The organism is Pseudoalteromonas sp. A601, assembly GCF_002165575.1.
Lineage (GTDB): Bacteria > Pseudomonadota > Gammaproteobacteria > Enterobacterales > Alteromonadaceae > Pseudoalteromonas.
In genome coordinates, this window is record NZ_MXQF01000004.1 from 161,888 (window position 1) to 176,259 (window position 14,372).

Genomic DNA, 14,372 nt, shown 5'->3' on the forward strand with positions numbered 1-14,372 from the left:
CTCCGTATTAATCTGTGCTGTTGGTTGTCGTGTTTGGTTTAAGCGGTGTTAAATGCCAAATATCTTCACTGTATTGGCTTATCGTTCTATCACTTGAAAACACACCACTGGCGGCCGTATTTAAAATACTCATTTGCGTCCAATGCTGTTGATTAAGGTAGGCACTTTCAACATCCCTTTGCGCACTGACAAAGCTTTCAAAATCATGTGCGACTAACCAAGGATCATATGGACTTTTAATGGCCCCAATGATGTCGTCGAATAATCCTGGTTCAAATAAGTTGAAGTGTCCGCTTTCAAGTAATTGCATCACATTGAATAAATCAGGCGTTGAATGAATGATATGTAAAGGGTTATAACTTTGTTTAATTGATTCTATTTGTTCTGCTTTGGCGCCAAACAAGAAGAAGTTATCTGCACCAACAGCATCACGAATTTCGATATTTGCGCCATCTAACGTCCCTATCGTCAATGCCCCATTCATCATAAACTTCATGTTGCCAGTACCAGATGCTTCTTTACCTGCAGTTGATATTTGCTCTGATAAGTCTGTGGCCGGGCATATCGTTTCCATTGCCGTTACGTTGTAGTTAGGTAAAAAAGCAACACGTAAATAGGGTTTTGCAAGCGGGTCTTTATTAATGACCTGAGCAATATTGTTTATAAGCTTAATGATGCGTTTTGCCATGTAATAACCAGGCGCGGCTTTGCCACCTAGCAGCACACAACGTGGGACTAAGTTTTCAGTATCGCCGCGACGAATACGGTCATACAGATGAATTACATGTAATACATTAAGCAACTGGCGCTTATATTCGTGAATGCGTTTTACTTGCACATCAAACAACATACTTGTATCAAATTGCACATCACAACGTTGCTTCACTAAATCAACTAACCGTTGTTTGTTTTCAAGTTTGACTGCTTGCCACTGTTGATGAAACGTCGCATCATCAAAATAGCGACGTAGCTGGCTTATCCGCGAAAATTCCCCCACCCAGCTCTCGCCAATTTTGTTACTGATCAATTGGGTCAATTTAGGGTTACAGTGAGCCAACCAGCGTCTTGGTGTTACACCATTAGTTTTATTATTAAATTTCTCAGGCCATAATTCATAAAACGTTTTGAATAAACCTTCCTTGAGTAGCTCAGTATGAAGCGCTGCAACACCATTGACTGAAAAGCTGCCTACAATGGCTAAATAAGCCATCCTTACTTGCGGATCTGGGCCTTCTTCAATCAGTGACAATGCTTGTTGTTTTGCTACATCTCCAGGCCACGCTTGTGCAACCTGGGCAAGAAAACGCGCATTAATTTCATAGATAATCTCAAGAATACGTGGCAATAAACGTGCAAATAACGACACTGACCATTTTTCAAGTGCTTCTGGCAGTAACGTATGATTGGTGTAAGCCATCGTTTTGGTGGTAATTTGCCACGCTTCATCCCAATCAAGTTCATGCTCGTCAATTAATAACCGCATTAACTCTGCAACAGCAATACTTGGGTGTGTATCGTTTAATTGAAACACATGGTAATCTGCAAAATCACTAAACGATTCACCATGTTGTGATACCCAAGTTGCAATTGTATCTTGCAAGCTGGCAGAAGAGAGAAAGTATTGTTGACGAAGTCGCAGCTCTTTACCATTTTCACTACTGTCATTAGGATATAGCACCATGGTTATTTGTTCTGCCAAGTTTTTATGCGCGACTGCTTCGGTGTAACTACCGGCATTAAATTCACTTAAATCAAACTCATCGGTGGCTTCTGACTTCCAAAGTCTTAATGTATTTACAATGTCATTTTTATAGCCTGGCACTGGTACATCGTAAGGCACTGCTAATACATCATGACTATTTAACCACTGCCTGTGCTCTCGCCCGTGTTTATCAATATAACTTTCAACATGACCAAAAAATTTCACGCGTTGAGATTGCTCAGGGGCACTAAGCTCCCATGGGTGGCCCTCACGTAGCCAATTATCTGGTTGTTCTATTTGATGACCATTTTCAATTGCTTGATTAAACATGCCGTATTCATAGCGAATACCATAACCGATAACTGGTAATGCTAAACTTGCACAGCTATCTAAAAAACACGCGGCTAAGCGACCTAGGCCACCATTGCCCAATCCCGCATCATGCTCTGCTTGCGCGACATCTTCAATATTGGTGCAATATTGCTGAAGCGCTTGACTAACTTGTGAGTCTAAATCGAGGTTCAAAATCGCATTACCCATAGCCCTACCCATCAAAAACTCTAATGAAATGTAGGCTGTTTTACGTTTTTTCTCGTTGTGCATTTGTTGTTTAGTTGCTCTGCACCGTGCCACTAAACGATCACGTATGGTAAAGGCTAATGCGTTATATAAGTAAAGTTGTGATTTACCGACTTTGTCACGCCCAAGGGTATAATAAAAATGCCGAGATAAATCATCTTCCAACGTACTTTCATCAATCAAAGGAGCATCTTGCCATCCTTTTGCAATACACACTTGTTCACCATTATTAGCCATGACATTCGCCTTCTAAATTAGCTGAAAAACCCAACTGCTCTGGGCAGCAACGTTAAATTGTTTAGTACTTTTATCCGTATTTTTATCGACACTTGACACTTCTAGGTGCCAATTCCCTCGCTCTACCTTTGGTAGTGAACATTCAACGATTACATCACTGGCATTTAAAATAATTAGCAACGCAGTCTCAAGCTGTCTATCATGCAAGCTATACATCAAAAACTGCTTACTGCCATCGTGCCAATCACTTTCTTGCATAGCTTCACCATGCTCAGTAAACCAATTCACCGCAAAGCGCTTATCTGAATCATGTAAAAATACGCTGTGTTTAAATACACAATGCTTTTTACGTAACGTAAGTACATCATCAATAAACCGGGTTAATGGATGACGCCGTTGCGAATCTTTCCACGCCAACCAGCTTGTTCTGTTATTCTGACAATACGCATTATTATTGCCTCCTTGTGAATGCGCCATTTCACTACCCGATGCAAGCATTGGCACACCTTTAGATAACAATAGCGTGAGCAACATATTTTTTTGTTGTTGCAATCGCAATGCAGTAACGTGCGGATCATCGCTAAAACCTTCAGCGCCGCAGTTAAACGAATAGTTTGCACTGTGCCCGTCACGATTATGCTCACCGTTCGCTTCATTATGCTTTTCTTTATAGCTAACCGAATCAGCAAGCGTAAACCCGTCATGGCTAGTAATAAAATTAATACTGTTAAGCGGCCCACGTAAGTTGTGCTCAAACAAATCAAACGAGCCATGCAAACGTTTAGCAAGCTCAGGTAACATATTATGTTCACCACACCAAAAGCGCCTTACAACATCTCTATATTTATCATTCCACTCTCGCCACGGCGCTGGGAAAGCACCTAGTTGATATCCACCAGGCCCTATATCCCATGGCTCAGCAATCAATTTTACCTGACTTAAAACGGGGTCCTGATTAATGGCTTGAATAAAGCTATGAGCTTGAGTAAAGCCGTGTGCTGTGCGCCCTAAAATAGTGGCTAAGTCAAACCTAAAGCCATCAACACCCATGACTTCAACCCAGTATCGCAAACTATCAAGCACCATCTTTAAACTGTACGGGTCATCAATATTCAGCGTATTACCGCAACCGGTATCATTTATGTACACTTGAGGGTTATCGTGTAATGAGCGGTAATAACCTGGGTTGTTTAAACCCCGCCAAGATAGTAAAGGCCCATCAGTGCCCGCCTCAGCAGTGTGGTTATAAACAACATCTAAGATAACTTCGATCTCAGCATTGTGTAATTGTGAAACCATTTCTTGAAACTCAGCAATTTCGTCATTGACTAAGTAATCTTTGTGCGGGGTAAAAAAGTTTAAGGTGTTATAGCCCCAATAGTTTTGTAGGCCTTTACCTGTTAAAAACTGTTCACTAATGAAGCTATGTACAGGTAAAAGCTCTAATGTAGTAACCCCTAAATCACGTAAATGTTCGATAAATACAGCATGACTCAAGCCCAAATATTTACCTTGTAAATGCGCTGGAATATCGGGATGACGTGCTGTTGCACCTTTTACGTGACATTCATAAATGATTGTTTTACCCCAACTGTGTAGTGGTTTAGCCCCCGTATAAGGCTGCAGTTCGCTGACTCTAGACTTTGGCATATCAATCGCATTATTTACCGAGCTGAGTGTACCAATAGGCATTTGGCTATAATGTCGTTCACTCCAGGTAAACTCACCAAATAAGTCTTTTGCATAAGGGTCTATCAACAGTTTTTGACTATTGAAATACAGCCCTTTTTTTGGTTGATACTCTCCCTCAGCACGATACCCGTACAGGGTTCCTGCTGGTAAAGGGGTGATAAATAAGCTCCAAATGCCCCCTTCATTATTGTTCATTGCAAGTTTAAGCACCTCTGTGTGACCACTCGAATCAAATAAGCACACATATAATTGCTTTGCTAAAGGGGCATAAACCGCAAAGTTAATGCCATTGCTGTTTATTGATGCACCTAAAGGCGACGTTTTCCCTTGGTTTAATTCAATTGATAGACTCATTTGAGACCTTTTTAAGGTAGACAGTAGCAAGGGGGGGTAATGACAATAAAATGCTGTGGTTATGACCATGGCAAGGGTGTGCTTGTGTGCACAATAATGAATTATTTACCTCAAACCCTGAACCAAAATAGCGTGGTTCATCGGTGTTTAAAATCACCTCAAAATCGCCGTCTGACGGCACCCCAATTCGATACTGTTGATAGGCATTTGGCGTTAAATTACAGATCACAATGACATAATCACTGGCTTTTTTAGCATAACGAACAAAGCTGAAAATACTTTGCTGCGCATTTTGGCTATCAATCCAGCTAAAACCTATTGGGTCATTATCAAGTTCATATAATGCAGGAGTTGATGTGTAAATCTCATTCAGCGTTTGCACCACTTTTTGCATCCCTTCATGGCTAAGATGCTCAAGTAAATACCAATCAAGGGATGTATCATGACTCCACTCGCTACGTTGAGCAAACTCCCCCCCCATGAAAAGTAACTTTTTGCCGGGATGCGCCCACATAAATGCATAATAAGCGCGTAAATTCGCAAATTTTTGCCAATCATCACCAGGCATTTTCTCAATGAGAGAACCCTTACCATGGACAACTTCGTCATGACTTAACGGTAAAATATAGTTTTCACTGTAGGCGTAAACCATTGAAAAGGTCATTTCATGATGATGATGCTGACGATATAAGGGATCACGATGCATATAATGCAGGCTGTCATTCATCCAACCCATGTTCCACTTATAGCCAAAGCCTAAGCCATCATGGTCAACTTGACGGGTCACACCTGGCCAAGCCGTGGACTCTTCAGCAACCATCATAATGCCAGGGTTATTCGCATAACTACGCAGGTTCACCTGCTTTAAACATTCAATTGCGCCCAAATTTTCACGGCCACCATAGCAATTAGGCACCCACTGCCCTTCTTCACGGCTGTAATCTAGATAAAGCATCGATGCAACAGCATCAACACGTAACCCATCAATTGCAAACTCTTCGAGCCAAAACATTGCATTAGCAACTAAAAAGCTACGTACTTCAGGTCTATCATAATTATAGATATAGGTATTCCAATCAGGATGAAAGCCTTGCCTAGCATCTGCATGCTCATATAAATGGGTACCATCAAAGCAATGCAGCCCATGAGGATCACTTGGAAAGTGCCCTGGAACCCAATCAATTAATAGTCCAATGTTTGCTTTATGGCACTGCTCGACAAAATACCTAAAGTCTTCTACCCCACCAAAACGACTCGTTGGAGCAAATAAACCAACAGGCTGATAACCCCAAGAACCATCAAACGGATATTCACTGATCGGCATAAGCTGTATATGAGTAAACCCGAGTTGCAATACATAACTGATTAACTTGTCTGCTAACTCATGATAGTTAAGGTAATTATTTTTGTTTTTTCGCTGCCATGAACCTAGATGAACCTCATAAATGCTAATAGGTGCATCAATTGCGTTACGCTCTGCTCGTTGCTTGAGCATGGTTTCTGTTAACTTTAGAGCGCTATTTCTGTGCTGAAGTACCGAGGCAGTGCCAGGTGCTTGCTGCATTTTAAAAGCAAATGGATCTGCTTTTTCAACAACATTGCCACTTGTTGTGGTAATTGCATATTTATAGCATTGCCCTTCTTTTAATTCAGGAATAAATATATCCCATACGCCGCAACTTGGATTAAAACGCATAAAATGCTGATTTTTCTGCCAATGGTTAAACTCACCAATGACAGAGACACTACTGGCATTCGGGGCCCAAACACTAAAGCGCACACCCGCCACATTAGCTAACGTTATAAAGTGTGCACCTAAATGACGATACGCGTGCTCAAGAGTGCCCTCGTTAAATAAATACATAGCATCGTGATCCAGTGAACTTGGAAAACGATAGCTATCATGCACCTCTATTTGACAATCAGGGTAATCCACTACAAAAGTGTAGCCGTCTTCAGCTTTGGCAGATACTTGGGCGATAAATAAATCAGAATCGTCATAACGTACACATTTAATAAGCCGTTCATTGAGCTTAATTGCTACCTTGCTAGCACCTGGCAAATATCCCCGAATTTCAAGCTTTCCTATTCCAGCACTATGAGGACCTAAAAAGCTAAACGGGTCTTTAAAGCAGCCTTTTTTTAGTGCGATTACCTGTTCATCATACTGGTTAGTTATTAAATTCGTTTGAACAGAACTGTTCATTAACACGTCCTTATTAGATTAATTTCATTCAGCAAAGCAGCATGTTGAGTAAGAATATCGGCAGATGAATGGCTAAGTACACGACGCCAATTCGGATACTCTTTATCAGTGCCAGGAATGTTAACTGGCAAAATTTGCTCATCAAGGTCATCTAATTGAATTGCAAAAAGTTGCGCGGGAGAATGCGCTAAACTAAGAGTTAGCGCCGTGTATACTTCTTTTGCGCTACTATCGAGTGAATACCCTGTATGCCCGCTTTGTTCTAAAAACCTTAACATTCGCTGCTTTTCAATATCTCTTTGCGTGCAACTTGTATTGTATTGTTTGTCATCAATTAACTTGTACTCACGTTTTAAGCACAAGTCTTGTGCTTGCCACCAACCAAAAAAAGGTGGGACATCGTGATTAGCAATCATAAGTAAGCAGTGCCTAGAAAAAGCCTGCGCGGGTAGAAATTCGTTATGTTGATCTTTTTCAAAATAAAATAAACTATTAGAAAAGATAGCTTTATCTGCCAAGGCAGTTTTTACTTCTGATGGCACCACACCTAAATCTTCGCCTATAACGATGCATTCATTTAGGTGCGATTCAATCGTTAAAATAGACAATAAGTATTCAAACGGATAGTAGACATAACAGCCATCCTGTTGGCCTTGGTTTTCAAAGCACCACCAAAGCCGCCTAATAGCCATAACATGATCAATACGCAAGCCACCTACATCTTCCATATTTGCTCGTATTAAGGCACGATAAAAAGCAAATTTATTCTGTTCCATTTTAACTGGGTTTAAAGCTGGTAACCCCCAATTCTGGCCTTGCTCTGCCCAAGGGTCTGGCGGTGCGCCAACATAAGCCGACTCAGTAAATAGCTGCTGTTGTGTCATATGCTCAGTGCCATCGTTAGCACAGCCGACAGCCAAATCATTGATAAGACCGATAGACATACCATTTTTTCTCGCACTTTGCTGACATTGCTTTAATTGTAGGTGCGCCTGCCATTGTAGATAACATGCAAATTCATAGTTTTCGTTTTTTAAAGTAGCTAAAGTTGTTTTGTGTTGTGTGCAAAAGTGCTCAAACTGCGCTAAGCGCTCATCGGTTGCGCTGGTGATAAACTGCTGAAAAAGAAAGTTGTAAAGGGTATATTTGAATTCACTCACCTGAGCATAATCTATGTACTGTGATGCCGACTCTGGCGGTTTATGCTCATTTATATAGCTAATTAAAGCGGCGTTACTCTGGCTGTCTTCACATAGGCCAATCGAAATATACAGCGGATTTAATAAAGCTCGATTATTAGGACTATAAGGACTCGCTCGTTCTGGTTCATCTGCAAATAATAAATGCAGTGGATTTAGCAAAATATAATCGAGTTTCAATTTTGCGGCTTGAGTTACCAAATCAAGTAAGTCCGCAAAATCGCCAACACCAAAGCCTGTACTATTTTTTAAACTATATAGCTGGATAGATAGACCGGTACGCTTTGCGTCTGATACCTGAAAACTCTGCCTAGGCGTGACCCAAAGCTCAGTAGTTGCTTGCTGTGAAGCCACTTGAACAGTTGCGTCATGGTAACCAATAGGTAACCTTGGTAGAGCAACTTCAAATTCTAGATAGGTAATATCGTTAAAGACGTAGTCACCAGTGCAAGGTAACTCATTGAACCCTGCTTCAATCGAAGGTACATCAATCGATTTAAATTCAATTAGGCATGTTTGGTCTTGTAAACGTTGATCAATTCTAATTTTTAATGATGGCCGTTCAGCATCCACAATACTGCAACTAGGCACAAGCTGTAGCCATTTAGCCGCATCTAACGCTACATTTAAATGTGCAATCTGGCTACTATCAGCGGGGTCTACACCACACGCCCTTAATGCAGCACAGCGAGTATCCTGCCCAAAAACTATATGCTCACCAGTGTATTTAGTGTACTCATAGCCAATACCGTGCAGATAAAACAACTGCGAAAGTGAATCCATTACACCACCTTACGCACGTTGCGTATTAACGATACTATTCTCTGTGCCGTAATTATTCGCTATGTAACCATCAGCTTGGTGATCATTGTCCCAAATACTGCCGTTGACCAAATACCTAAAGTGAAATTGTTTATCATTTGGTAAACGTTGCTTAAGCTTGAAACATTGTTGTTTTTTATTAAACTTCATGGCAACAGGTTGCCAATCAGTAAATTCAGCGACAAGTTGTACATCTTCTGCCTCTGGGTGGCTGAATTCAAACGTTACTTCTGTTTCATCTTTGGTTTTAAAAAATCGTTTACTTAACATAGCGGGCTCCAACTAAACTCAAGGTTTATTTATCTGTGCACCGTGCTTTGTTCAACTGCTCAACATCTGCCGGGGTGTATAGTATTAGTTAACCAGATTAATATTTATGCATTATGACAGTGCAATAAAAATAATTGCGCACTAAGACTGTGCAAAAAAATAGTAAATAGGCTTTCTTTCACGATGAATGAAATAAGATTTGCAAGAACTAAACCAGTGTTTAGTTATTAAACAAACCTGAGTTTACAAAGTAGATAAAACTTTGCCATTGGTAAAGTGAAATAAACTAATGCGAAAAGATATAAAATATCAATCAACACAGTAGATTATCTACTCGAATTTATATTTGTACCTTTTTAATTCATGAAACTACCGAAACATTTGTCTCTTTTACTCTCACGCTATATACTGAAAAAAAGTACCACCCCCATAAGTAAGTATTAATAATAAATTGGGGTCACAATGGCTTAATGGAATGACTAAAATTTTTCGTACTCTCAGTATTGCCGTAATAATCCTCATTGTTTTTTGTTATGGGTTAAATATTTTATTAACAAAACAGATTAATAATATTAATCCACAACAATCGAGCATTGCTTTGCGAACATTTGCAGTTACCGATACCCAGCTTACTTTGCCTCCTTGGTACAATCCGATTTTAAGTGGGCATCAGGTAATTTCCAGCAACGATGGCGACTTTCTTTTAGTTAAAATAACAGATACTGAATTTGTTACCGCTAAATCTTCCGCTTTACTAACAGCCACCTTACTTTCCCCTGCCAATATCATCATTTTAATCTTAATGGGACTCTGGATTGCCTGGTATTTAGGGAACTTAAAACGACTTAAACAGCAGAATGCGAACATCGAGCAACTAAACTTACAAACAGATAAATTATTATCGTCTTTCAATATTCAGCTTTCATCGCTTGAAGTAACTAATTCTGTTGCTCGTTTAAACCAAGCTCTAGCGGCATTAAACACACATATCTCAACCTATGCTAGAGAAACACAAACAAGTATTAGCCAAGATAAACTTACCCAACTTATAGATCGCCATGCGTATATTGAGCATTTAGATAGACAACTAAATAATGCTGAGATTGAAAAAATACATTGCGCCCTGTTATTTATTGATTTAGATGGTTTTAAACAAGTAAATGACTCATTTGGTCATAGCTTTGGCGATGAAGTACTGATTCAAGTGGCCGAGCGTTTGGCTAATGTTTTGCGTAACCATAACCTTAACGACGTGAACCCTACGAGCATGTTGGAGCAAAACCTTGCACGTTTGGGTGGTGATGAATTTTCTATATTTATAAATAATATTGATTCTGACACTAAAACTTTGGATGTAGCACAAAGCGTATTAAACGAAATTGAACGAGATTTTGTATTAGGTAATAAGCTTATAAAAATTAGTGCTAGTGTTGGTATCGCAGTTTACCCAGAAAGCGCGTCAAGCCCTCATGCTTTGTTGCAAATGGCTGACGTTGCTATGTACCGTGCAAAAACAGACGGCCGGGGTATCTTCAAAGTATATTCCCCTGAAATGGGTAATAAAATGCGCCGCTATCATTACTTACTTGAAGAGTTGCGTTTAGCCATTGCATGTCAAAACTTCCACCTTTCGTTTCAGCCGATTGTTCATGTTGAGGACTGTGCCATTGATTACTTTGAAGCCCTCGTTCGCTGGGATCACCCCGTTGAAGGGCTTATTTCTCCGGTCGAATTTATTCCAATTGCTGAAGAGTCCAATTTAATTTTAGAGCTCGGTGATTGGATTATGCTTGAATCTTGCCGACAAATGTCTGCGTGGCACAATGCAGGTATGCGTAAAGTAAAGATTTCTGTCAATGTATCAGGTATTCAACTAAAACACCGTCCAATCTTTGACTGGGTTATGGGAAAGCTTACCAAAACGGGGCTTCCTGCTACAGCTTTGATGCTTGAGATAACTGAGTCAACACTTATTACTGCCAGCGAAAGTATTATTAATGAACTTGAAAAGCTACGTAAAGAAGGGGTAACAATTGCCATTGATGATTTTGGTACTGGTTTCAGTTCGTTAAGTACCCTGGCCGATTTACCTATAGATGTCATTAAAATAGATAGACTCTTTATTGCCCAAGCCAATGAGAATCCTAAGTATAATCAAATACTCGACTCAATTAGTGAACTCGGAGCAAAACTAGGCCTGAAAATAGTAGCAGAAGGTGTAGAACAATTAGAGCAATTTGAATTAGTTAAAAGAATGGGCATTAGTAGCGTACAAGGATACCTTGTCAGCCGTCCGCAATCATCAGTGAATGTTGGCTGTAAAGTATTACAAGGAAACGTTAATCACATTGCAGCAACAGGTACAGGCGTCTGGCAATTAGAAAGTGACGCAAAAGAGCTCTAACATAGTAATTAAACACAAAATACAGCATAATAGTCAAAAATTAATATCTCCTTCAAACGTTTATGCTTAAAAAAAGCTTTTATGTCACACTAATCATTTTTATCATCGGTGCAAGCGCCGTAATAGGCACTTCTATTTATACGCTATATAGTAAAAAGAAAGTCTCTGTTGATCCTCGGTTAAAAGAAATTTCTGGTATTGAATTCGATAAATCCATGCAACTTTGGGCTATAAACGATGGCGGAGATGACGCTAAACTTTACCGCCTAGCTGATGATGGGTCCATTTCTAAAGAAGTACTTGTTACCAATGCCAAGAATATTGACTGGGAAGATATGACTCAAAATGATTTTGGTCATTTCTTTTTAGGTGATTTTGGTAATAATAAACAAGAACGTAAATGGCTAACAATCTATAAAATAGAAAATCCTATTGATATAAAAGGCAATACGACTCAAGCTGAAATTATTAAATTCACTTACCCTGAGCTCGACGATAAACCTGTAGCCCCAGATAAACGAAATTTTGATTTAGAAGCATTTGTTTCTTTTGGTCGACATTTATATTTATTTACTAAAAACAGAACCAAACCCTTTGATGGCATCACCAATGTTTATAAAGTGGGAGATCACGCTGCAAATTTTGATGCCAAATTAATTGATTCATTTCAAACCTGTACTACTATGGAAAAACTTTGCTGGATCACATCAGCAGCCTTGAGCCCTGATCGTAAAAAACTGGTGCTACTAGACTCAACCAGTATTTGGCTTTTTGAAAACTTTGAAGGCGACAAGTTTTTTTCTGGCGACGTGTCATTAATAGATTTAGGTATTGTTACACAAAAAGAAGCGATTACATTTTATGACGAAAATACGCTAATTTTTACCGATGAAGAGTTCAAAGGCATTGGTGGTAATGCATATGTAGTCAAACTTGATCAAGTAGACAAAAAAATTATCCGTCAAATACCCAATAAATAAGGCACTACCTCTGTACAAAACTCAAGCTATAACTATTGTTGCCTTATACAATAGTTATAGCCAAAATGTTTTGGCTATATAAGCGCCCCCTAACCATTAGCGGTTAAACTTAGTTTCTAAAATAACCGATGATGTTGTTCTTTCAACGCCGTCTAGATTGCCTATATCATCCAGTAAATGACTAAGCTTTTCTAAATTTTGCGCTTGCACAACGGCTATTAAGTCAAACTCACCACTAATGGCGTACAATTGAGAAATAGCATCAATTTGCTTAAGTTCTAAGTTTGTTTTTGTGGTGAGCTTTTGTTTAACTTTAATAGACACATGCGCTGCAACCATAGCATTTAAATATGCTTCACCGTAATCAACACTGTAACCTTTTATTACTCCCGTTTCTTCAAGCTTGAGCATTCTACTTTGTACTGTTGAACGTGATAAATTCAATGCTCTGGCTAAATCTGAAATACTAGCTCTGGCGTTCGTACGTAAAATAGCGAGTAACTTTTCATCCTGCTTACTAATCATTTTGATAACCTAATTCATCAATATGACTTTTATTATAATCATTTTACACAATTTAGCACTGCAAATTTAACGGATGAAACTAGATAATAGAGTTATAAAAATAACCTAGCCACTTAAGGCAATATTATTTGGTTGTATATAAACAATAAAATTGTTTAGCAATCAATTTTTTTCATTTTAAAGGTGCGTCAAATGCAAGTAACAAGAGATTTATTCAACGATGTCATGGTCCCTAACTATAACCCATCAGAAGTTATCCCTGTTCGTGGTGAAGGTTCACGAGTGTGGGATCAAAATGATAAAGAGTTTATTGATTTTGCCGGTGGTATTGCCGTTAACTGTTTAGGCCATTGCCACCCTGCACTTGTAAGTGCTTTAAAAGAGCAAGGTGAGAAGATTTGGCACTTATCAAATGTTATGACCAATGAGCCTGCACTGCGCTTAGCTAAAAAAATCACTGACGCTACATTTGCAGACAAAGTTTACTTTGCTAACTCTGGCGCAGAAGCCAACGAAGCCGCACTAAAACTTGCTCGTCGCTTTGCACTAGATGTACATGGCGAAGACAAAACACAAATAATTGCATTTAATAAAGGTTTTCATGGTCGTACATTTTTTACAGTCACTGTAGGTGGACAAGCAGCTTATTCAGATGGTTTTGGCCCTAAACCTGCCGCTATTGATCACTGTGATTACAATGACCTTGCAGCATTTGAAAAACTGATTAGTGATAAAACCTGTGCCGTTATGATGGAACCGCTGCAAGGTGAAGGCGGGATTATTTCACCTACAGCTGAGTTTATAAAAGGCGTTCGCGCATTGTGTGACAAACACAATGCCCTGCTTATTTTTGATGAAGTGCAAACCGGTGTAGGCCGTACAGGTTCTCTTTATGCATATCAAGACTTAGGTGTAACACCTGACATTCTAACCACAGCAAAAGCACTCGGTGGTGGCTTCCCTATCGGTGCAATGATCACTACAACAGATATCGCTGCGCATTTAAAAATTGGTACTCATGGTTCAACCTATGGCGGAAACCCATTGGCATGTGCTGTTGCAGAAGCTGCATTTGATACGGTGAATACTGAATGCGTACTTGCTGGCGTGAAAGAACGTGAACAATTATTCCGTGACGGATTTGCTGCCATCAATGAAAAATATAATGTATTTAGTGAAGTGCGCGGTAAAGGTCTATTATTAGGTGCTGTTCTCAATGCACAATTTGAAGGTCGTGCAAGAGACTTTTTAGTTGCCAGTATTGAACAAGGTTTAATGAGCTTAGTAGCCGGTACCAATGTGATTCGTTTTACACCATCTTTAGTCATCCCTCTTGAAGACATCAAAGAAGGTTTAGCGCGTTTTGAAAAAGCGGTTGCGACTGTTGTAAAAGGTTAATCTA

At 39.5% G+C, this 14,372-nt stretch carries 9 protein-coding genes; 3 read left to right on the top strand and 6 right to left on the bottom strand.

Features of this window, described 5'->3' with window-relative positions; translation table 11 throughout:
* Positions 1-7 precede the first annotated feature (7 nt).
* From B5G52_RS04735 to B5G52_RS04755, 5 genes are read right to left on the bottom strand one after another with little or no spacing between them, the layout of a single operon-like run.
* The gene (locus tag B5G52_RS04735) at positions 8-2,518 is read right to left on the bottom strand and encodes a glycogen/starch/alpha-glucan phosphorylase (RefSeq protein ID WP_087531553.1); all 2,511 of its coding nucleotides are present in this window, start codon (positions 2,516-2,518) and stop codon (positions 8-10) included.
* Positions 2,519-2,530: 12 nt separating this feature from the next.
* Positions 2,531-4,564 (bottom strand): glycogen debranching protein GlgX, encoded by a 2,034-nt coding sequence (glgX, locus tag B5G52_RS04740; protein ID WP_087531554.1) that lies wholly within the window; start codon positions 4,562-4,564, stop codon positions 2,531-2,533.
* Complete coding sequence (gene glgB, locus B5G52_RS04745) at positions 4,548-6,770, bottom strand: 1,4-alpha-glucan branching protein GlgB (RefSeq protein WP_087531555.1); 2,223 nt, start codon at positions 6,768-6,770, stop codon at positions 4,548-4,550. The genes glgX and glgB overlap by 17 nt, the downstream gene beginning before the upstream one ends.
* Positions 6,770-8,752, bottom strand: a complete 1,983-nt coding sequence (gene malQ, locus B5G52_RS04750; RefSeq protein WP_087531556.1) for a 4-alpha-glucanotransferase — start codon at positions 8,750-8,752, stop codon at positions 6,770-6,772. The genes glgB and malQ overlap by 1 nt, the downstream gene beginning before the upstream one ends.
* Positions 8,753-8,761: 9 nt before the next feature.
* Entirely contained in the window at positions 8,762-9,061 is a 300-nt protein-coding gene (locus tag B5G52_RS04755; RefSeq protein ID WP_087531557.1) for an isoamylase early set domain-containing protein, read from the bottom strand.
* A gap of 475 nt (positions 9,062-9,536) precedes the next feature.
* Here B5G52_RS04755 and B5G52_RS04760 point away from each other — a divergent pair, with 475 nt between their 5' ends.
* Complete coding sequence (locus tag B5G52_RS04760; protein WP_087531558.1) at positions 9,537-11,465, top strand: bifunctional diguanylate cyclase/phosphodiesterase; 1,929 nt, start codon at positions 9,537-9,539, stop codon at positions 11,463-11,465.
* Between the two features lie 62 nt (positions 11,466-11,527).
* Positions 11,528-12,445, top strand: a complete 918-nt coding sequence (locus B5G52_RS04765) for a hypothetical protein (RefSeq protein ID WP_087531559.1) — start codon at positions 11,528-11,530, stop codon at positions 12,443-12,445.
* Between the two features lie 96 nt (positions 12,446-12,541).
* On the opposite strand, the gene B5G52_RS04770 is transcribed toward B5G52_RS04765, so the two are convergent.
* The gene (locus tag B5G52_RS04770) at positions 12,542-12,970 is read right to left on the bottom strand and encodes an Lrp/AsnC family transcriptional regulator (RefSeq protein ID WP_087531560.1); all 429 of its coding nucleotides are present in this window, start codon (positions 12,968-12,970) and stop codon (positions 12,542-12,544) included.
* Positions 12,971-13,162: 192 nt separating this feature from the next.
* Between B5G52_RS04770 and B5G52_RS04775 the strand changes: the two genes are divergently transcribed.
* A complete protein-coding gene (locus tag B5G52_RS04775; protein ID WP_087531561.1) occupies positions 13,163-14,368 on the top strand; it encodes an aspartate aminotransferase family protein in 1,206 nt (401 codons plus the stop codon).
* The last annotated feature ends 4 nt before the right edge of the window (positions 14,369-14,372 follow it).